The organism is Aequorivita marisscotiae, assembly GCF_029814825.1.
Classification (GTDB): Bacteria; Bacteroidota; Bacteroidia; order Flavobacteriales; family Flavobacteriaceae; genus Aequorivita; species Aequorivita marisscotiae.
Genome location: NZ_CP122379.1, coordinates 276,725 through 298,151 on the forward strand (window position 1 = coordinate 276,725; position 21,427 = coordinate 298,151).

The 21,427-nt window shown below is 36.9% G+C and carries 19 protein-coding genes; 2 read left to right on the plus strand and 17 right to left on the minus strand.

Going from position 1 to position 21,427, the window contains the following annotated elements; genetic code table 11:
* Positions 1 to 78: 78 nt before the first annotated feature.
* A complete protein-coding gene (locus QCQ61_RS01380) occupies positions 79 to 711 on the plus strand; it encodes a response regulator transcription factor (RefSeq protein WP_279448930.1) in 633 nt (210 codons plus the stop codon).
* Here the strand turns inward: QCQ61_RS01380 and dnaG are convergent.
* The 5 genes from dnaG to QCQ61_RS01405 all read right to left on the minus strand — a co-directional run bounded on the left by dnaG (position 708) and on the right by QCQ61_RS01405 (position 6,474).
* On the minus strand, positions 708 to 2,666 hold the full coding sequence (gene dnaG / locus QCQ61_RS01385; protein ID WP_279448931.1) for a DNA primase: 1,959 nt from the start codon (positions 2,664 to 2,666) through the stop codon (positions 708 to 710). The genes QCQ61_RS01380 and dnaG overlap by 4 nt on opposite strands.
* A gap of 121 nt (positions 2,667 to 2,787) precedes the next feature.
* On the minus strand, positions 2,788 to 3,852 hold the full coding sequence (locus QCQ61_RS01390; RefSeq protein WP_279448932.1) for a coiled-coil domain-containing protein: 1,065 nt from the start codon (positions 3,850 to 3,852) through the stop codon (positions 2,788 to 2,790).
* A 91-nt stretch (positions 3,853 to 3,943) separates the two neighbouring features.
* Positions 3,944 to 4,759 (minus strand): hypothetical protein, encoded by an 816-nt coding sequence (locus QCQ61_RS01395; protein ID WP_279448933.1) that lies wholly within the window; start codon positions 4,757 to 4,759, stop codon positions 3,944 to 3,946.
* Complete coding sequence (locus QCQ61_RS01400; protein WP_279448934.1) at positions 4,746 to 5,312, minus strand: RNA polymerase sigma factor; 567 nt, start codon at positions 5,310 to 5,312, stop codon at positions 4,746 to 4,748. The genes QCQ61_RS01395 and QCQ61_RS01400 overlap by 14 nt, the downstream gene beginning before the upstream one ends.
* Before the next feature lie 184 nt (positions 5,313 to 5,496).
* A complete protein-coding gene (locus tag QCQ61_RS01405) occupies positions 5,497 to 6,474 on the minus strand; it encodes a polyprenyl synthetase family protein (RefSeq protein WP_279448935.1) in 978 nt (325 codons plus the stop codon).
* A 322-nt stretch (positions 6,475 to 6,796) separates the two neighbouring features.
* Here QCQ61_RS01405 and QCQ61_RS01410 point away from each other — a divergent pair, with 322 nt between their 5' ends.
* Complete coding sequence (locus tag QCQ61_RS01410) at positions 6,797 to 7,681, plus strand: T9SS-dependent choice-of-anchor J family protein (RefSeq protein WP_279448936.1); 885 nt, start codon at positions 6,797 to 6,799, stop codon at positions 7,679 to 7,681.
* Between the two features lie 54 nt (positions 7,682 to 7,735).
* Here QCQ61_RS01410 and rlmN read toward each other — a convergent pair whose 3' ends face one another.
* The 12 genes from rlmN to QCQ61_RS01470 form a co-directional block, all read right to left on the minus strand.
* Complete coding sequence (gene rlmN / locus QCQ61_RS01415; RefSeq protein WP_279448937.1) at positions 7,736 to 8,776, minus strand: dual-specificity RNA methyltransferase RlmN; 1,041 nt, start codon at positions 8,774 to 8,776, stop codon at positions 7,736 to 7,738.
* Positions 8,777 to 8,858: 82 nt separating this feature from the next.
* Positions 8,859 to 10,517, minus strand: coding sequence for a T9SS type A sorting domain-containing protein (locus QCQ61_RS01420; protein ID WP_279448938.1), 1,659 nt, complete (start codon positions 10,515 to 10,517; stop codon positions 8,859 to 8,861).
* Between the two features lie 133 nt (positions 10,518 to 10,650).
* Positions 10,651 to 11,700, minus strand: a complete 1,050-nt coding sequence (queA, locus tag QCQ61_RS01425; RefSeq protein WP_279448939.1) for a tRNA preQ1(34) S-adenosylmethionine ribosyltransferase-isomerase QueA — start codon at positions 11,698 to 11,700, stop codon at positions 10,651 to 10,653.
* Between the two features lie 135 nt (positions 11,701 to 11,835).
* A complete protein-coding gene (locus QCQ61_RS01430) occupies positions 11,836 to 13,080 on the minus strand; it encodes a 3-phosphoshikimate 1-carboxyvinyltransferase (RefSeq protein WP_279448940.1) in 1,245 nt (414 codons plus the stop codon).
* Positions 13,077 to 13,319 carry a hypothetical protein gene (locus QCQ61_RS01435; RefSeq protein ID WP_279448941.1) on the minus strand — a complete coding sequence of 81 codons (243 nt, stop codon included), beginning with the start codon at positions 13,317 to 13,319 and terminating at the stop codon, positions 13,077 to 13,079. The genes QCQ61_RS01430 and QCQ61_RS01435 overlap by 4 nt, the downstream gene beginning before the upstream one ends.
* Position 13,320: 1 nt before the next feature.
* The gene (locus tag QCQ61_RS01440) at positions 13,321 to 13,647 is read right to left on the minus strand and encodes a nucleotide pyrophosphohydrolase (RefSeq protein WP_279448942.1); all 327 of its coding nucleotides are present in this window, start codon (positions 13,645 to 13,647) and stop codon (positions 13,321 to 13,323) included.
* Positions 13,647 to 15,668, minus strand: coding sequence for a DUF3858 domain-containing protein (locus QCQ61_RS01445; protein WP_279448943.1), 2,022 nt, complete (start codon positions 15,666 to 15,668; stop codon positions 13,647 to 13,649). Before QCQ61_RS01445 ends, QCQ61_RS01440 begins: the two co-directional genes overlap by 1 nt.
* A gap of 13 nt (positions 15,669 to 15,681) precedes the next feature.
* Entirely contained in the window at positions 15,682 to 17,583 is a 1,902-nt protein-coding gene (locus QCQ61_RS01450) for a DUF3858 domain-containing protein (protein ID WP_279448944.1), read from the minus strand.
* Positions 17,584 to 17,730: 147 nt separating this feature from the next.
* Positions 17,731 to 18,183, minus strand: a complete 453-nt coding sequence (dtd, locus tag QCQ61_RS01455; protein ID WP_279448945.1) for a D-aminoacyl-tRNA deacylase — start codon at positions 18,181 to 18,183, stop codon at positions 17,731 to 17,733.
* A 98-nt stretch (positions 18,184 to 18,281) separates the two neighbouring features.
* Complete coding sequence (gene rsgA / locus QCQ61_RS01460; RefSeq protein WP_279448946.1) at positions 18,282 to 19,229, minus strand: ribosome small subunit-dependent GTPase A; 948 nt, start codon at positions 19,227 to 19,229, stop codon at positions 18,282 to 18,284.
* 21 nt (positions 19,230 to 19,250) lie between these two features.
* Complete coding sequence (locus tag QCQ61_RS01465; protein ID WP_279448947.1) at positions 19,251 to 20,333, minus strand: chorismate mutase; 1,083 nt, start codon at positions 20,331 to 20,333, stop codon at positions 19,251 to 19,253.
* Entirely contained in the window at positions 20,323 to 21,195 is an 873-nt protein-coding gene (locus QCQ61_RS01470; RefSeq protein WP_279448948.1) for a prephenate dehydratase, read from the minus strand. Before QCQ61_RS01470 ends, QCQ61_RS01465 begins: the two co-directional genes overlap by 11 nt.
* Positions 21,196 to 21,427: the final 232 nt, after the last annotated feature.

Consider the following 21,427-nt stretch of genomic DNA (forward strand, 5'->3'; position numbering starts at 1 on the left):
AATGTATTGTTAATATTACAAATTAAACTTTCCCCATTTCTCAAGTTTATATTTTTCCAAATTTGTAAATTTTCAAAGATGAAAAGAGTTGTAATTGCAGACCATCATGCTATGATTAGGGAAGGCATTTCGGTTTTTTTGAAAACTACGCATAAATATACAGTAGTTGGCAATGTTAGTCGTGGGACCGAATTAATTGAATGTATTGAAAAAACAAAGCCCGATATTTTAATTTTAGAATTGAATATTCCGGAAATTAAGGGTTTTAATACACTTCGCCACATTCACGAAACATTCCCAAAAATTAAAATTGTAATTTTTTCTTCATATCCCGAAGTAGTCTACGCGCTTCGCACCATAAAATCTGGGGCTTCTGGGTATATTCCAAAAACTGCTTCACCCGCAGAATTTTTAGAAGCTCTTAACCATGTAAATTTAGGGGGTATATTTTTAAACGATGCGCTAATTGCGGCGTATAACAATCGTAATAATAACGATACTAGCGTTATTGGGAAATACAAAAAGCTTTCGGCGAGAGAATTGGAAGTTTTAAATTTGCTTTCAGACGGAAAGCGCAATAAGGATATTGCATCCCTTCTGGAAATTAATGAAAAAACGGTGAGCACCTATAAAACGAGGCTTTTAAAAAAACTGGAAGTAAACAGTTTGGCAGAGTTAATTACCCAAGTACGGATGCTACAGTTAAGTTAAAGCACCCGGTTAAGTTTATTGGAAAGCACCTTTTTAAGACTAATATAATCTACTATTTCCTGAAGTCCAGAATCTACTTCGGCAATTTTGCCCTCTTTCATTTCTTCAGAAAGTTCGTTTATTTTTTGGGAAACCAAATGCCGGCGTAAATTAAGTATTGTTTCGCTCACCATTTGGGCTATGGTTTTATCTTTTTCTTTTACATAAATTTCCTTTCGTTCCCAGTTACTCAGCGTGTATCGTTCTTCTTCCATTAAAATATGCGTTACGGCGGTGGCCATTTCGGGTTTTAAATCGTTTATAAAAGTTTCAGCTTTTGCCTCGGGATCTTGATTAAATCTGTTTACAACTTCAAAATACAGGTTTTTGAATTCCGGATTTGTAAACTCAATTTCATCGTCCTGCAAATCGAGATAAATTTTTTCAAATACGCGCGCTTTGTGAATTTCAGGTTTCAACGAAATTTCGCCTTTTTCATCTACATCCAGTATTAAGTCTTCGAAATCTTCTTCCACATTGCCGTAGAGTAATAATAATTCAATTATTTTTTGCTCCAATTGCAATTGAACGTCTATTTTTTGAATCTTTTTTTCGGTTGGAATAACCTCAAAAGACTCCTGCTGCACCTTTGTTTTTTTAGCAGCCTCCTTTTTGTCTTTTTGAAAAATTTGCGCCAGCGTATTAAAAAGCACTTGTTCCGAAATATCCATTATACGCGAACATTCCTTTATATAAACTTCGCGCTTTATTACATCGGGAATTTTGGCAATGCTATTGACCATATCGTGAATGGTTTCCGATATTTTTATCGGATCGTTCTTGGCTTCATTTGCAAGCAGTGACGCTTTAAAAGTGATAAAGTCTTTTGCGTTTTCTTCTAAGTAAAGTGTTACATCTTCGAACGAATTTTTCCGCGAAAAGCTATCTGGATCTTCGCCTTGGGGAAAGGTGCAAATTTTTACATTCATACCTTGTTCCAAGATTAAATCTATTCCGCGAAGCGATGCTCTAAGGCCCGCAGCATCTCCATCAAAAAGAACGGTAATGTTTTTGGTAAGGCGGTTTATAAGCCGGATTTGTTCCGAAGTTAAAGCCGTTCCAGAGGAGGAAACCACGTTGTGAATACCCGTTTGGTAAAACTGAATAACATCTGTATAACCCTCAACCAAGTAGCAATTATCCTCTTTTGCGATGCTTTGTTTGGCGTTAAATATGCCATAAAGCACTTTGCTTTTGTGGTAAATATCGCTCTCGGGCGAGTTTAAATATTTTGCCGCCTTTTTATCCGAAGTTAATATTCGCCCCCCGAAACCCAGCGTACGACCGCTCATACTTAAAATCGGAAACATAACGCGACCCTTAAAACGATCGAATTGCTTTTCTTCCTTTACGATAGATAAACCCGTTTTTTCCAGAAATTCTAGCTTATAGCCTTTTTTAATTGCGTGGCTGGTAAAGGCATCCCAAGAATCTGGGGAATAACCTAACTTAAATGTTTTTATAGTTTCATCGGTAAAACCTCTTTCCTTAAAATACGAAAGTCCAATGGCTTTGCCTTCTTCGGTTTTTAATAATGTATTATGGAAATATTCCTTTGCGAATTCGCTTACCAAATACAAGCTTTCACGCTCGTTGGCCTGTATTTTGTCTTCGGGCGTTTGCTCGGTTTCCTCAATTTCAATCCCGTACTTTTTGGCTAAAAATTTAATTGCTTCGGGATAGGTGAAATGTTCGTGTTCCATTAAAAAGGAAACCACATTTCCTCCTTTTCCGCTACTAAAATCTTTCCAAATTTGCTTTACGGGACTCACCATAAAACTCGGAGAGCGTTCATCTGTAAATGGGCTAAGCCCTTTAAAGTTGCTCCCGGATTTTTTTAATTGCACAAAGTCGCCAATTACCTCTTCAACACGAGCGGTTTCAAAAACATTGTCTATGGTGGTTCTGCTTATCAAGGAAATTGTTAATACGTTAATTGGATATTGCGGTCGGTAAAAATAGCAATATATAAAAAAGAAACCTACAAGGTTTTAAAAACCTTGTAGGTTAATAATTAAACAAAATTAATAGATGTGGCTAATCTACATCAAAGCGCAAACCCAAAGATACATTGCGCTGGGCAATAGGGTTGTTCTTAAAAATTGTGTTAAGATCGTACTTGGCATATAGTGCAATTCCTTGCCAAGCTATATAACTACTGAGGCCGTAAACAAAATTATTTGTGTTGTAATCTGCTTTTAGTTTTAATTTTTGATCTTCCCCATCCTCTTCAAATTTTAACTTTTGGCGGGTACTTAAATTTATTCCTACATAGCCGCCCAAGCCAACCGTAAGTTGATTTTTGGTAGAATAACGGAAATAATCGTCGTATTCAGTTTTTTTAGACGGTCCGAATTCCAAATGAATAGGCACCACTAGATTGTCCATTCTAAATTTAGACTTTTCGAGATTTAACGGATACGTTTGCAGCTCGGTTTGTTCTCCAGTATCTACAAAAAATCTATTGTCCGTAGGTTTTAATCCGTTAAATTGAAAAGACAGTCCGTATTTAATTCGGAGCCAATTTGAATTATCGAAAACCCGTGTTTTCCACGCCCAGCCAAGTTCGGCAAAGCGGCTACCTGCTACTTTAAAATCTGAATCCTGCAAGGATTCGCCTTCAGTAATTGCGTTGTTTAAACCAAATGCAAATACGAAATCGGAGGTGGTGCGGCGGTCATATTTACGTTTTTTATTTTTAGGACCAATGTAAAGCACATTTTCATTTTCACTATCGCTAGTACCTATTCTAATGATCATTCCTGTATCATCATCTTCGTTTACTAAGGTATCGTTTCGTTTTAGCAATGCTATTTTATTATCAATAATTGCCAATCTATTTTCAATGTTTAAAGCGTGCTTTTCGGCGGCGTTTTGTTTTAAACTTTCGGCCTCGGCTTCGGTAATTTCTTCGTTGTTTAAAAGTGTATTAATCCTTTCAACTTCTGTTTTTAGCGCGTCTTTTTCCTCTTGAATTATTATTTCTTTTAGACTGCTTAAGTGTTCAATAGAATTTTTGTTGGTTGCTCCTTGTGCCTGCACATAACCGCTAGTGAGTAAACAAATGGTGAGTGCCGTGGTAATTGCGATAATTGATTTCATAACTGTTCGATTTTTGATTATTGATGATGAATTGATGAATAATTTTGTTACCTATTTTAAATCTTTCGTTTGCGCTCGAGGCAACAATTGGTCAGTCGTTTCGCTCAGAAACAGCAGTCCTTATTTTATTAAAACCTTCGCCAAGAGCGTCAAAAACCTTGTCGCGAAAACTTTTTTCGAGCTCCCACTCTACGTCTTGCAAGAGCGCAGTTGCATCTACTTTTGGATTGTTTAAAATACGTTCCGATTGAATTTCGCGGCGAGCGTTATCTAACAGCGCTTCTACTTCGGCAGCAGTTACATCTGCATTATCTTTTTGTAGTTTTTTTACTGAAGCAACTACTTCGTCTATTTTAAGATTTATATGTTTTTCATCTTCTGAAATAATTGCATTCCCTTCTTTATTAGGTTTTACATTTTCGTTCTTTGTCTGGGCAACTCGTTCATTTTGTTGAATTTTTTTGTCAATTTCAGATTTTTTAGGTGAAGGATTTTTTAACTGTATTGATTTTTCTCGTGCCGTTTCGTTTGCTTCCCTTCCAGAGGATTTTGTATTATCTTTATTTACATTATATTCTTCCTCCGAAGTTACGGGTAGCTCTGACGCTATTTTTTGGGATTCAACATTTATTGGAATTATTTCAGAATTTGTTTCCGGGTTAGGCGGTTGTATATTCTCGTTTACAATAGTATTGTTGCCTTCAAAATTATTTCTACTATAGAAAATTGAAACCAAAATTAAAATACCCACAATGCTCGCAGCGGCGTAATACCATAAGATCGGCTTTGTTTTGGGTTGCTCGGCATCTAACCTTGCTTCTAGTTTTTTCCAAGCGTTCGCGGAGGGTTTTAGCTCTCTCGCTTCCAGCTTATCGCGCATGTTGTCTTCTAATTTATAAGGTGCCATAGCTAATATTATTTTGTTGTTTTACCATATTCTGAAGCATTTTGCGTGCTTTAAACAGTTGTGATTTTGAAGTATTTTCGCTTATCTGCAATTGTTCTGCAATTTCACTGTGTTTGTATCCTTCAATTGCATAAAGCACAAAAACCGTTTTATAACCAACCGGCAAACTGTCTATCATTTTTTGAATTTCGTCCGTTTCCAATTCGGTTTCAATAAATGTGGAATGCACTGCAGAATTTTCAATTTCGGCTTCGGATGTAAAATGTAGTTTTTTATCTTTTCGAAGTTGTGTAATACTTTCGTTTACCATTATCCTGCGAACCCAACCTTCAAAACTTCCTTCGTTTTTAAAATTGTTTAAATTTGAAAACATTTTAAAAAACCCGTTTAGCATTACTTCTTCGGCCAAATCGTTGCTTTTTACATACTGCCGGCAAACTCCCAACATTTTGGGTGCAAAATGCTCAAACAATTTTTGCTGCGCTCGGCGATCGCCATTAGACGATTTGCTAATTAGCTTTGAATAATTTTTATGTAAGGGTATTATTTTCAAAATACGCTTCGCTTTAAAAGGCTTCTATTTAATAGACGCAGGTTTTTGCAGAATAGTTGCCTGAAAGAAAAAAGTTTTGAGATTTAAGTTTCTGGTTTCAGTAAAACTACTATTCAAATCTTGAGCTGACATATGGAATTAACGATACGCGAATCACTAATTAACGAATCCCGAATTAACGTCTCTACTTTTTCCTGTCTATAACGTAATTTACCATTAATACTAATGATTCTTTATAGGCCGAAGCCGGATATCCCTCCAAAAGCAAGAGTGCTTGTTGTTGGTATTCTTTCATTTTTGTAACGGCATACGCCAAACCGCCGTTATCTTTTACAAAAGCGATAACTTCCTTTACGCGCTTTTTGTCTTTGTTATAATTCTTAACCGAATTAATTAACCATTTTTTATCTTCAGAAGAAGCATTATTTAGTGCGTATATTAAGGGAAGAGTCATTTTTTGCTCCTTAATATCAATGCCGGTAGGTTTGCCGATGTGCTCGTTACCATAATCAAAAAGGTCGTCTTTTATCTGAAAAGCGGTGCCGATGAGTTCGCCAAACTTGCGCATTTTTTCAACTTCTTCATCCGATGCCATTACCGAGCGTGCGCCCATTGCACAACAAGCTGCAATTAATGTTGCTGTTTTTTGGCGAATTATTTCAAAATAAATATCTTCAGTAATATCTAACTTTCGCGCCTTTTCAATTTGTAAGAGTTCGCCCTCGCTCATTTCGCGCACGGCCACAGAGATTATTTTTAATAAATCGAAATCGTCATTATCTATAGAAAGCAGCAACCCTTTAGAAAGCAGGTAATCGCCAACGAGAACAGCAATTTTATTTTTCCAAAGTGCGTTAAGAGAGAAAAATCCGCGCCTGCGATCGCTGTCGTCCACCACATCGTCGTGTACCAAAGTAGCAGTGTGTATAAGCTCAATAACCGATGCGCCGCGATAGGTACGTTCGTTTACTTCGCCATTATTGGTCATTTTCGCAATTAGGAAAACAAACATAGGGCGCATCTGTTTCCCTTTTCTATTAACCACATAATGTGTGATTTTGTTTAATAGGGAAACTTTAGAAGACATAGAAGCGGAGAACTTTTTTTCAAAAAGCTCCATCTCTTTTTCAATGGGAAGTTTTATGCGCGAAACTATCTTCATAAAAGCTCAAAGATAGTTAAAATTGAACGACGGTTTTCACGGTGCCATCAAGTAAACGCAACAGATTTAAAAAAAGTACGGTGCATTTTAACAAAACTTTTAAAGATTGATTTTCGCATTCAAAATTAAATATTCATTATTTCAATCTTAAAAGTTATAAAAATGCAAGATGTGCGTTAATAAATGTGCGACAGACATTGAGTTAATCTTCAAAAATGCGAAATACTCAAAAGGTGTTAAAGTGACATAAAACCCCTATTGACAAAGGCTCAAGCCCTATTTTTGGGGGAAATTATTTTTAACTCCTTAATTAATATTTAAAATGAAAAAAATTACTTTATTGGCAGCATTATTTGCTGGCTTTGCGATGAGCGCACAAACAACAATTTTTGAAGACGATTTTGAAGCTTATGACGACTTCATTATTGACAATGTTGGAGATTGGACTCTAGTTGATCAAGACATGCTACCTACTTATGGATTTTCAGGTGTTACTTTTGACAACTCTGGTTACACGGGGGCATTTATTGTTTTCAACTCAACTACAACAAACCCTCCATTAGATCCAACTGCCGATTCTGATTGGACTGCTAGAAGCGGTGAAAAGGCAATGACTTCTTTTGCTGCTGTTCCAGACGGAACAACGAATGCGAACAACGATTGGCTTATTTCTCCACAAATTACATTAGGAACATCTGGAAACCTACTTTCTTTCTGGGCAAAAGCTGCTGACGCATTATACTCGAATGAGACTTTTAACATCTTAGTATCTATAGTAGATAACGACCCAACTAACTTTTCACCACTTGAAACAGGTTTAGTTCCTCAAGCAATTGACTGGGAAGAATTCACTGTTGATCTTGATTTTTACGCTGGACAAGATGTTTACATCGCTATAAACCACGTTGCTTCTGACCAATTTGGTTTCCAAGTTGATGACTTTAAAGTTACCGCTGATGTTTTAGGTGTTAACGATCAAGTTTTCCAAGGTTTCAAATACTTTGTTGCAAACAACCAATTAAACCTTTCTGCTACAACTTCTATGGAGCGTGTGGCTATTTACAATATGCTAGGTCAAGAGGTAGTTTCTCAAAAACTAGCTAACACTAATGAAACTATAAATATTTCTGGACTTCAGTCTGGTGTTTATATTGCTACTGTTTCTATTGGAGGGGCTAGCAAAACTTTCAGAATTGTTAAAAACTAATTTACATTCGGTTTTGAATTGAATTGAAAAGAGCGGCCAAAAGCCGCTCTTTTTTTATTGTTTGTTTGCTAATTGCCCACAGGCCGCATCTATATCCTTTCCGCGACTTCTGCGAACTGTTACAGGAATCCTGTTGTGTTCCAAGGCCTGAATGTAATCATCAATTATGGTAGATGAAGCTTGCTGAAAATGGCCGTCGTCTATTGGATTGTATTCAATAATATTCACTTTACAGGGTACGTATTTACAAAAAGTAACAAGCGCTTCAATCGCTTCCCAAGTATCGTTTATATCTTTCCAAACAATATATTCGTACGTAATTTTACGTTTTGTTTTACTGTACCAATATTCTAAAGCTTCGCGAAGATCTGTTAATGTAAATGCTTTTGCAAAAGGCATAATCTGCTCCCTTGTTTCCTGAATTGCGGAATGTAATGATACTGCCAAATGAAATTTTACCTCATCATCTGCCAATTTCTTTATCATTTTTGGCACACCAGAGGTAGAAACAGTAATTCGTTTTGGCGACATCCCCAAGCCTTCGTCCGAAGTTATTTTTTCTATAGACTCCAATACATTTTTATAATTCATAAGCGGTTCGCCCATTCCCATAAAAACTATGTTAGAGAGTGGTTTGTTATGGTACAGCCTACTTTCTTTATCTATGGCCACAACTTGGTCGTAAATTTCATCTGGGTTTAAATTCCGCATTCTTTTAAGTTTTGCGGTCGCACAAAACCTGCAATCTAAACTACACCCAACTTGCGAAGAAACACAGGCAGTAGTTCTACTTTTAGTAGGAATTAAGACTGATTCCACCACCAAATCGTCGTGAAGTTTAACCGCGTTTTTAATTGTGCCGTCATTACTTTTTTGAATGTGATCTACTTTAATATGATTAATAACAAAGTTGTTGTTTAAATGTGCTCGGGTTTCCTTGGAAAGATTGGTCATGTCGTCAAAACTGTGTATTCCCTTGTTCCACAGCCAATCATAAACCTGTGTGCCACGGAAAGCCTTATCGCCAATACTTTCAAAAAAATCTCTAAGTTCTTCTTTAGTAAGTGCTCGTATATCTCTTTTTTCTGAAATCATCTTGCAAAATTACTGTAATTAAAAGTAAAAAGCCTCTTTCCGTTTCAGAATAGAGGCATTTCAACTTTAAAAAATTATATATTTATTTATTAATAATTATTTTTTTCGTTATTGAGTTCTTGCTGTCTTCATCTAACAAATAGAGAAAGTATACGCCATCAGCGAGGTTGGCAACATTGATTGTATTCATTGTGTTAGACAGGGAACCCGCGTGGATACGCTGCCCCATTACATTCAGAAATTGAAAGGACAAGTGCGGAAATCTATTGTTCATTACCGTAATGGTAGTACTGGCGGGATTGGGATAAATTTTAATTTCACCAATTTGCTCAAAATCCGGAATGTTCAAAAGATTTTGAATTGTTTCCACCGTAGTTTGCCCAGAACTAATTGGGTCTAACCAATCCATTAATCGCGATTGTGCCGTATTTCCAGTATTCCAAGAAATACCAAACCTACCGTAAATATCGTATTCACCGTTGTTTGTTAATCCGTTGCAAGCCGACTGCCCTGCATATAACTGACCGATAATCCGGCCATTTTCATCAAAAAGTGGAGATCCTGAAGAGCCGCTTTCTGTTGTACCTATCTCCCAGCCATTGCCACTTCCGTGTGTGCCGCCGCCAATTAACCAAACTTGTGTGCCATTGGCATCTACTTTTTTAGCGCCAGAATTATCTCTGCAAATTTTCATTATATCTCCGTTCGGATGATGTATTCCAACTTCAAACAATGGATCGGTATCTGAGTTATCCCATCCGGCAAAAGCAACGTCCCACGAATTGGGAATTCGTTCAAAAAGTTCTACTAAGGCAAAATCACTTACGTTATTGTTAGCTTTTAATTCGGCACCGCTAATGGTAAAATTAGTTTGCAGATCTCCGCTGTCCTCTCCGGTTCCGCACACTGGCGTTGGGCTTACCCAATTAAACCGAATAGACCAAAGCGCCGGGCTGCTGTTTTCCAAACAGTGATTGGCAGTTAAAAGATAAGGTGTTTTATCGCTCTGAGTATTATTAACCAATACGGCCGAACACAAATAACCATTTCCGAGGTTTAGGAGTGCAACTGCTTTTTTCACTAAATCTTTTTTGGTGTCAAAATCACTTCCAATCGGGCAATTTACATCGTAATTACATTCACCAGAATCGTTAATGCCGCGAACACCGTCTATTAGCGCATTTACACTTCCCATTCTGTAGCCGTGAATAACACTGTTAATTTGAAGTCGCGGTGTTTCCCGTGTATGGGGAGGTTGGTAGTATTCAATCCAAATAATATCGCCCTCTACAAACCAGGTTCCCAATTGACCATTTATTCGGTTTTGCGCATTATTATAAGTTCGGGTAACATCTGTTCTATCTTGATTGTAAAGTTGAAGTCTAGCACCGGAGGGCAAATAAAAGTCATCAAAATTAATACTTAAATTTAGCGCTCTGTGCGATTGTATGGTCGTGCGCCAAATTTTCCCGCCATTGGACAGTGTGGTCCATAGCCCATTTTGTTGCATATTTAGATTTACAGGTATTTCAATACCGTAGCGCCAAGGCATGCTTTTATCTAAATCGTTTATACTGTCTTGCTGTAAAATAAGCTCTAAATCTAAGGGCGGAAGCCGTATAACCTCGGGTTGTTCTGTTAGATCAAGATCCCAGCTTTCGGGCAATTCACCGCCATTGCCTTGCGAAAAGGCAATTAGTGTGTACAAATAAATAATGAAGAAAAACGTAGTTTTTTTCATCTAGACAGCTGGTTAGTTTTTAATAAAGGAATACTAAGGTATATTTTTATTTCCACATTTGAAAATCAAACGCTTATAAAATAAAAAATCCCGATTCGCATCGGGATTTAAAGAGTGTACGCAGTGTTGCATATTAGATAATCAACATAGCATCTCCATAGGTATAAAATTTATATTTTTCCTTAATAGCTTCAGCGTAGGCTTCTTTTATAAAATCGTGTCCAGCAAATGCCGAAACCATCATTAATAAAGTAGATTTTGGCGTATGAAAATTAGTGATCATAGCATTCGCGATACTAAAATCGTACGGTGGAAAAATAAATTTATTAGTCCACCCTTTGTATGCATTTAACGAATGGTTTGTAGAAACCGAACTTTCCAACGCGCGCATTGCAGTAGTTCCCACTGCACAGATACGTTTTTTTCTTTGAATGCCCGTATTAATTACATCAACGGCTTCTGGCTTAATTTCCATTTCTTCAGAATCCATTTTATGTTTTGAAAGATCTTCAACCTCAACAGAGCTAAAAGTCCCCAGTCCTACGTGTAATGTAACTTCGGCAATATTTACCCCTTTAATTTCAAGACGTTTTAAAAGGTGTTTTGAAAAATGCAAACCGGCCGTTGGTGCTGCTACCGCCCCTTCGTTTTTAGCGAAAATGGTTTGGTAACGCTCTGCGTCTTCGGGCTCTACTTCTCTCTTAATGTATTTTGGGAGCGGCGTTTCGCCCAATTCGGTTAATTTATTTCGGAATTCCTCGTACGAACCGTCAAAAAGAAATCGCAGTGTTCTTCCGCGAGAAGTTGTATTATCTATAACTTCGGCCACAAGTGTTTCGTCTTCACCAAAATATAATTTGTTGCCAATTCTAATTTTTCGGGCAGGATCTACCAGTACATCCCAAAGTCGCGTTTCTGAATTTAATTCTCTTAATAGAAAAACTTCAATTCGCGCTCCGGTTTTTTCCTTATTTCCGAATAATCGTGCCGGAAAAACCTTGGTATTATTGGTGATTAAAACATCATCTTCTTCAAAATAATCGATAATATCCTTGAACATTTTGTGTTCAATAGTTTTGGTTTTTCTGTTTAGCACCATAAGTCGCGATTCGTCACGGTTTGGCGCTGGATACTCAGCTAATAATTCTTCTGGAAGCGTAAAGCCAAAATTTGAAAGTTTCATTCCCATAATGCGTTGTGTCTTTATATTTTAAAAGGCTGCAAATATACAACCTCCAAATAGGCGTTGTCAAGTAAATACTGGTTTATTATTTGCAAATGTGTGGTGTAGCGCAATTGTCGAGGATTTACAACTTGATTATTCGGAAAAATCACTTAAAAAACAGTTAATTCCGGCTAATTTTAAATCCTTCCAAAAATTGGGATATGATTTTGAAACCACTTCTGGGTTGTTTATTTCAAGCGGAGTTTTTACAGCAAGTGGCGCAAAGGCCATGGCCATTCTATGGTCCTGATAAGTTTCAATAATTACATTCGTATTTATGCGAGCTGCTTTTTCGAGCACTAGTGAACTGTCATCTATTTGAAGTGTTGCCCCTAATTTTTCCAATTCGGTTTTTAAGGCCTGCAGTCTGTCTGTTTCCTTAATTTTTAGCGTATGTAGTCCCGTTAATTTACAGCCAATTCCCAGACCAAAACAAGTAACAGCAATAGTTTGCGCAATATCGGGTGTATTTGAAAGATTAAATTGAATAGTTTTAGGAAGCTTATTATTGGTTTTTGAAAGTGAAATAGTTCGCTCAAAAGCATTAAAAACTGTCTTTACGCCCAATGCCTCATAAATTTGAACCAATGCCTTATCGCCCTGCAAACTATCTTCAATAAAACTGCCAAGCGTAATTTGACAATTTTCGGACAGTGCCACTAAACTGTAAAAATACGATGCCGAACTCCAATCGGATTCTACGACTATTGTATTACTTTCAACATCTTTCGCAGCAGAAATAACGATTGTATTTTCGGTAAAACTACTTTTAACACCTATACTTTTTAAAAGTGAAAGCGTCATTTCAATATACGGCACCGAAGTTACTTTTCCTTCCAAATAAATTTGTAAACCATCGGGAAACATTGGAGCTACCAGCATTAATGCAGAAATATATTGACTGCTAACATTGGCTTTTAAGGTAACTTGGTTTGTAGTGAGGTTTTTACCTTCAATCATTAATGGTGGAAACCCCTCCTGTTTACAATACGCAATATTCGCTCCCATGAATTGTAAAGCCTCAACCAGTATTCCGATAGGTCTTTCGCGCATTCGCGTACTTCCGGTAAGTGTTATTTTATAATTCTGACACGCTGAATAATACGCCGTTAAAAAGCGCATGGCCGTTCCGGCATGATGAACATCTACAGTGCCGTTTTTAATTTTTAGACCTTTTTTAAGCGCAATAGTATCATCGCTTTCCGAAAGGTTCTGGATGGTAATATTCGGAAACTGCGCCTGTAAAATCAACAAACGATTTGATTCACTTTTAGAACCGCCAATATTAATTTTTACATGTTCTAATGGAAATTTTCCTCTTTTTAGTTTGGCTTTCATTTTCCCGCATCGTTTTCCTTCAACTTTGCCCGAAATTTACCGAAAGTAACCAGAAAACCGTAGGCAAAAGCAGCAACAATAAGGGTGAGAAAAAACAACAACGGATCTCTCTCCGTAAAAAAGCCAAAATCAAAACCTTCTATTGCCCACTTTATGATTGCAAAAATTAGTGCAAAAGCGATTGCTAGCGAGAATACCGATTTCCAAAACCCCTTGGTGTTTAGAACTCTTTTAAACATGTTATTTTAGTTTTTTATTACCGTGATGCCTGTCGTGATCGCGTTTGGTTTTTAAATCTAATTTTTTTTGAAAAGCTTCTTCAATATCTACACCCGTTTGATTTGCGAGACATAACACCACAAAAATAACATCTGCAAGCTCTTCGCCCAAATCTTTATCTTTGTCGCTTTCTTTTTCACTTTGTTCGCCGTATCTGCGGGCAATAATTCGGGCCACTTCACCTACCTCTTCGGTGAGCTGTGCCATATTAGTAAGCTCATTAAAGTAGCGAACGCCGTGTTCTTTTATCCAAGTATCTACGGCTTTTTGTGCGTTTTTAATATCCATTATGCCTTTGAAAGTACAACTTTTTCGTTTTCTTTCGCGATTAAAAGTTCAAAGAATTTTTTAAGATTGCCGTATTCTTCTGCAGCGATATACGATTTATTGATTGAGAATTCCACAGAAAGTTGAATATTATTGCCTGCCTGCGAAATTAAATAACGGTAACTCCCCATATTCGTACCGAGATTATACACGGCATTCTCTGGTAGTGATTCAACTTTATATCCCTCAGGAAGCGCAATATTAAAAATGTAGCGATCTTTCATCGGGTACCCAAAATCTATAGGATACAAACGCGTCTCGGGCTTAAATGGACTCTCTTTGGTAGCCATAAAAACCATTGGCGATAAATATAGTTTCCCGGCAACGTCTTCTACAGCTCCAAAAGTTTCAAATTCATAATCTAAGGCAACCGGCTCTCCGAGCGTAATTAAATTTTCAAAATTTACTTCCGAAAGCTCGGCTTGGTTTGCATCTTTTTCTAAAGCTTTTCGGGTAGCGTCGGCATTTAAACTCTTATATTTTGCTCTGTATTTTAACGCGTAATTTCCTGTAAATCTATTTTTAGCAACTCCGGTAACCGTCATATCCGGTTTTATGGCAACGTTCACCATCGAACTTTTAACCGCGTGGGTCTGTGGGCTTAATGGCACCCAGCTAGACGTGCCATCTTTTAAAATTAAGCGTCCTTGCCAGTTCATTATGCTCGGTTTTAAAACACCAACTTCGGCCTCTTTGTTTGTGGCGTCTAATAACACCATTCCCTGTGGTAATTCTACGGCAGCGATAACGTAATTAAACCCGTTGCGCGTAGGAAACAATGGCATACCATTATCTTTTGTGCTCACCAAAACAGGATTGGCATTTATATTTGCTTTGCGTAACATGGCAATTAACATTAGGTTTATATCGGCCACATTACCCGAACCTTTTTTATAAGCTTCCTTTACCCCTTCGTTTGTGTAATAGCCTGTATAGCGGTTCCAAGTCATCTTGTTGAGAACAAATGAAAAAATCTTGTTAACTTTTTCTTCCTGAGAGCTCACGCCATTTAAAAGGCTGTTTAAATCGTCTTCAAAATAGTTGTCTTTATCCAATTCATTACCAAAGGAATCTACTTTGTAAATGCCCTTAGAAACATCTTCCCACGTAGTGGAATAAGTTTTCATGGAGCTTCCGGGAAAATCTACGTAACTCAATTCAAATTTTAGTCCTGTAGAATAGTTATCAATATTACCTGCGTATGACTCCTCCTTCATTGCCGGCACATCGGTTAGATCAATTGTATAAATATCTTCCTTAAATTTAAAGTCCCTTGCGCCTCCTCTATTTGTCATATTTCCATAACGGTCGTATTCGGAGCGTGAATTTGCCAAGGCGATGGTTCGATCTCTGCTAGTAGATTCAACTTTATAAGGTACCCAACCTTTTTGATGCGTTTTAAAGACGAAATATTCCGGAGATGCAAAACGTATTTCTATTTTTTCTACGGGTATGGTCTCCTGTAAACGAAACTCGTCTATGTTGCTTATAAATGGAGATTTAATACTGTATTTGTATTCAATAACGCAACCTTCGCGAACGTCGGGCATTGTAAATTTTGTTTTGTGAATGTATTTGGTGGTTTTTTCTTCAAAAACGCCATCGTTTTTAAGCTTTACTTCTTCTATTTTATTATTGCCATCTAAATAATAGGTATAAGCTTTTAGACCAATTATTTCATCTTTAGAGCTTGAAGTGCTTTGGTAAAGATCTACTTCCTTTGATGCCCAATCAAACCCTTCTTTATTGTAAATTTTTACACGTTCAAAAACATCGGTAACCATATAGAAACCGTCGTTATTTGTATATTGAAATTCAGTGTGAATTTCTCTATACAATATAGCAGCATCTGCGGTAGGATCTGTGGGGTGTTCCTTTTGAAGCAATTCTTCTTTTGAAACTTTTCCGAATTTATAATTTTGCGAAATTGAAGTGTTTACAAAGCATAACACTGCAAGTATGGTGAGGAAATTAGATTTCATAGGTAATAAATATTTATTGTACATTTTGTTTTAAAAGAATTTTTGTTTTATCAAGTCGTGCAATGGAACGAAGAAATGCACGGTAATTATCATATTCCGAAGGAGGATATTCGCCTTTATTAATGCGCATGTTTCGGTAGAATATTAATTTCTTATCTGAAGTTTCGCTAAAGCCCATTTGATATTTCCCAAATTTGGTCTCCAAAATAGTTTCTTCTGGTAAACCATCTACCACAAAATTATCGGGCAATATAACCTCAACGGTATCCGTGTGTACATATCCGTTGCCTATATACAGATTTTGCTTTCGATCTGCTATTCGTGGCGGTATATATTTATGCTGATTAAAAATATTGGCGCTAAAAAGAAAATCGTCTCCAACCGGATTGGCGTAATTGGGAATATTGAGCGTTAGTTCTTCAGTAAAAACTACGTTTTGCTTATCATTTTCAAGGTTTACATTGGCTATGGTAAATCCGTTAATATAACCCCATTTCTCTTTATAGTATTTATCTAAATCTTCTGCTTTTTGCTTTGGAAGCATATACCTATCGTCGTATTGCAATCCTTTGGAAACACTTTTAAATGCTGCCGTTACATTGCCGCTCGCATCTATGCTAACCGTTCCATTATTTTCCCGGGTGTTTTCTTCGGTTTTATAAACTGTTGTATGTACAATTTTGCCGCCATAAGGTGTAATTATAAGTACATCGCGATCGTCTGTAAAATCGCCAATATAACCGTAGGGTGTTTCTTGACTAGTACATTCCAGCCATGTAATTTTATCGTTGTCTGGAATTCCTAAAATTACGTGATTTCCTTGAATAGATGCAAAATCTTCCATAATGTCACGTTCCATGCTATCGCCATAAACAACGGTATAATACGATGGTACACCCACTGCATCTAACAGTGCTTTGGTGTAATTTGTTAATGCCTTACAATCGCCGTAACTAAGTTTATCTACTTCTGAAGCGAGCATAGGTTTCCAGCCTCCAATACCTATTTGAATACTTACATAGCGAACTTTATCCTGTACAAATTGATAGATTTTACGTGCCTTTTCTTCGTTTGTAGTATCATTGGCAACAAGATTTTTTACTTTGGCTATAGTACCGGCGGGCAGCTCCTTTACGTCCGAAAGCAAACTTTTGTACATCCAGCTTCCAAATTGTTGCCAATCATTGCCCGATCCTGCAGTTCCCTTTAAGCTAAAATTATTGAGTGCCATATATACAATTGGAAAGATTTTACTGGGCGACAGGCTGTGTTCTTCGTATCTAATTGTTTTGAGGTTAGTGGCGGTAAAGGTTATTTCATCCTCACTTTCGGTAATGGAAATATTGTAACCATCCAGATTTTGAGGTTTGATTTTTGGTTTATTTAAAGGTTCAAATTTAATTTTTAGCACACTGCTTTTGGTGCTTTCGGCATATCCGTTTAAGGGCGCCCACGGACTTAAAAATGCGGTATCGCCAGATTCTGTTTCCTTGTTAAAGACCACAATATAAGGGTAGGTTGTGGGAGTGTAGTTTAAGCCCAGCATCCGGTCGTCGCTATAAATACTGCTACCGGTACGGCTCACATCCATAAAGTCTTTCTTTTTAAAGTGTGCTATTCTTGCCCCGGAAGCATTGTAAATTTCAGCTTCAATATTTTTTACTTTAGAGTTTTCATTGTAAAAAGCATACAAACGCGTATCGCCGTTGCCGAGTTTGTTAAGTACAGCAATTACTCGATGGGTCTTCTCCTTCTTCTTTCCAAAATTGGTTACATCTACTTCTACTAACTCATCTAACAACACGCTATTGGCGTTTTGCATAAGTTCAATAGGAATAGATGCTACAGTAAATCGAGGTTGTGCATAAATATAGGCCGAGCAAAGAACAATCGCCAAGCAAAAAATATTTTTCATCTGTAATAAATTTTGTAAAACAGGGAGCTGAAATATCCAAACCAATCTTTTTAAGTACTGCAAAAAGCGAAGCTGTATATTTCACAAAATCGTTTATTGTTTGGCAATATATAAAATTTCCGAATGGTTAAAGAAAAGTTAATGAGATTATTCTCTTCTTTTTGAATCTATCCAGATTGTCACCGGACCGTCGTTTATTAATGCTACATCCATCATAGCTCCAAAACTTCCGGTTTTTACTTTTCTATTAATTTGATTTTCAAGTTGAAGCACAAATTTTTCGTAACAGGGAACTGCAATTTCCGGCTTGGCTGCGTTTATAAATGAAGGTCTGTTGCCTTTTTTAGTATTTGCGTGTAGTGTAAATTGGCTCACGACCAAACAGTCGCCATTTACATCTTGAACCGAAAGATTCATGGCATTACTTTTATCTGAAAAAATCCGTAAACGTGCAATTTTTCCTGCCAACCAGTTTATATCTTCTTGAGTGTCTTTGGCTTCAATTCCTAAAAAAATAAGCAACCCCTGATTGATTTCAGAATAGATTTCATCGTCAATAATTACCGATGCTTTTTTTACTCTTTGAATTAGTGCTCGCATATAATTTAGCTTGCTTTCCCAAGGGAAATACCAATATTTTTAGTTTTTGAATTTATAAAATTCGTAAAAGTTCTCTACATCCTTTGCACGCTATCGGGCTAGGGTGTATAAATATCTTTTCTAAAATGCTCTTCATCACCTTCTATAATTTGCAAATAGCTTTTATAGCGCGACCAGGCTAATTCTTCGCTTTCCAGGGCGTTTTTTATTGCACATTGGGGTTCTTCAATATGAAGACAGTTATTAAATTTGCAATGTTCCTTTAATTCAAAAAATTCAGGGAAGTAATCGCCCAACTCTTCTTTATCAATTTCAACAACTCCAAAACCTTTAATTCCGGGCGTATCTATAATTTGTCCGCCAAAGGAAAGATCGAACATTTCGGCAAAAGTAGTTGTGTGCTGGCCCTGTAAATGTTGTTCAGAAATTTTTGATGTTTTTAATGACAAACCCGGCTCAATAGAATTGATTAAAGTAGATTTGCCTACCCCGCTATGCCCAGAAAACATTGTAACTTTATCTTGCATCAGCAGTTTTACCTTGTCTATATTTTTACCCGTTATGGCCGAAATTCCTATACATTCATATCCTATTTTTCTATATAGGGCGGCGAGTATCTTTATTTCTAGCAATTCATCTTCGTCATAGAGATCAATTTTATTAAAAAGAAGCACAGCTTTAATATCGTACGCTTCGGCGGTAACCAAAAAACGATCTATAAATGTGGTAAAGGTGGGTGGGTTATTTAGCGTTATCACTAAAAAAGCAATATCTATATTGGCAGCAATAATGTGGGTTTGTTTTGAAAGATTTACCGATTTGCGAATAATATAATTATCGCGCTCCTCAATATGTTTAATAACCCCAACGGTTTCGTCGCCCTTGGTTTCAATATCAAAATTAACGTGGTCGCCCACTGCTACGGGGTTTGTGCTTTTAATACCCCCAATACGGAATTTACCTTTTATACGGCAATTGTAAAAAGTTCCGTTTTCTGCCTTTACAGAATACCAGCTGCCAGTAGATTTATAAACAAGGCCTTTCATTTGGCAAAGTTGCAAAACTTTTCAATCATTTATCACCTTTTTTTGATGGTTAATTGATTCTTGATGAATGGCTTTAAATATTCGTAAAATAAACTCTTCACTTAATTTGTTCTCTTCGCCTTCCAGGATCATTCTCCCTAAAATTTCGTTCCATCTTTTTGTTTGAAGAATGGCAACGTTGTTTTTCTTTTTAAGCAAACCAATATCATCGGCTATTTTCATACGTTTTCCCAAAGAGTCTAATAATTGATGATCCAAAACATCAATTTGGGTACGTAAGGTATTCAGTTTGTTTTTAAACTCTACTGCATCGCCTTCTTGTTTTCTAATTTTTAGATCTACGGTCATTTGCTCCAAAGCCTTTGGCGTAATTTGTTGTGCGGCATCGCTCCAAGCGTTATCGGGATCGTGATGTGTTTCTATCATTAATCCGTCGTAATTTAAATCAAGTGCCGTTTGGCATAGATCAAAAATTATATCTCTGCGTCCCGCGATGTGCGATGGATCTAAAATAAGCGGCAAATCGGGGAATTCGTTTTGCAGATCTATTGGTATTTGCCATTCGGGATTGTTGCGGTAGCGCGTTTTTTCGTAAGTAGAAAAACCACGGTGAATAACGCCCAATTTAGTTATTCCTGCAGCGTAAAATCGCTCTACGGCTCCGAGCCATAAAGCTAAATCGGGGTTTACAGGATTTTTTACTAAAACAATTTTATCGGTTCCTTTTACGGCATCGGCAATTTCCTGAACAATAAAAGGCGAAACTGTTGTTCGCGCGCCAATCCAAAGTATATCTACATCGTGTTTTAAAGCCAAATCTACGTGGTTGGCATTTGCAACTTCGGTGGTTATCATTAACCCTGTTTCCTGTTTGGCTTTTTGCAACCATTTTAGCCCCAAAGCGCCCACGCCCTCAAAATTTCCAGGACGCGTACGGGGTTTCCATATTCCCGCGCGTAAAACAGTAGTGTCCGTTTTTTTTAATTGATGCGCTATTTTTAAAACTTGTTCTTCGGTTTCTGCACTGCAAGGCCCTGCAATAACCAAGGGGTGCGAAAGTTTCATTGCGGCTAACCAATTGCGTAATTCTTTATTATTCTCCATGCACTATATGTTTTGCAAGATTGCTAGGTGTATTTTCAAGATTCTGTTTGTAAATGCCCAATACTTTTAATTCTTCCACCGTTTTTTTAAGTATGGTAATTACTTCTGAAAAAAATGTACGGTCTTCAAATAAAACATCTACAAAGAAAGCATATTGCCACGGTTTTTCTGGAATTGGCAAGGATTGAATTTTTGTAAGATTTATTTTAAAGGTTTGAAGCAACTGCAAAACATTTGAAAGACTACCTACCTCGTGGTCCAAAATAAATTTAAGCGAAGCTTTATTGGCCGCTATTGGCGAGGCTTCGGTAGATCTGCCAAGCACTACAAACCTGGTTTTATCTACTTTAATACTCTGCAAGTGGCTGTCTAATATCTGTAATCCGTACCGTTCGGCTACCTGTTTACCGGCGATAGCTGCCACGCCTTTTAAATTTCCGTCTCGTATTTTTTTAGCTTCAGAAGCCGTATCTTTTCCCTCTACAATTTTACAATGTGGTTGAACGCGCATTAAGTAATCTTTACATTGTTGTAATGCCACGGGATGCGAATGTATTTCGTTTATAGTATGCAGTGTTTCACCTTCCAAAGCCATTAAATACATATCTATATTTAAAAAAACCTCATCGAGAATTTGCAAATTTTCGCGATCAATTAAAGTGTAATTTGGTAAAATTGATCCGGCGATGGAGTTTTCAATTGCAATTACGCCAAAATCTGCACTCAGGTTTGCAATTGTTCCTGTTACTTTATTAAAACTGTCACACGGCATTAACGTTACGTTGTTGTTCGGAAAAAGTTTTTGAACGGCAAGATGATGAAAGGAGCTTTCTATTCCTTGAATGGCTATTTTAATACTCATACAAAACTGGTTTTAGGTTAAAAAAAAAGTCCCGGAAAAAATTTCCGGGACTAAATGTGTTTTATGGTTTAGGTAACTATACAACAATCCCGGTTCTATCTTTAAAATAGAAAAACCAAAAATTGTTGAAAGTAAAAATTGTGCTCATTGCTCTTTAATAGATTGCTAATGTAAACAATTCTTAAAAAGATAAAACACTTTTTTCGATTTTTTATTTGCTTAACTTTGTTCA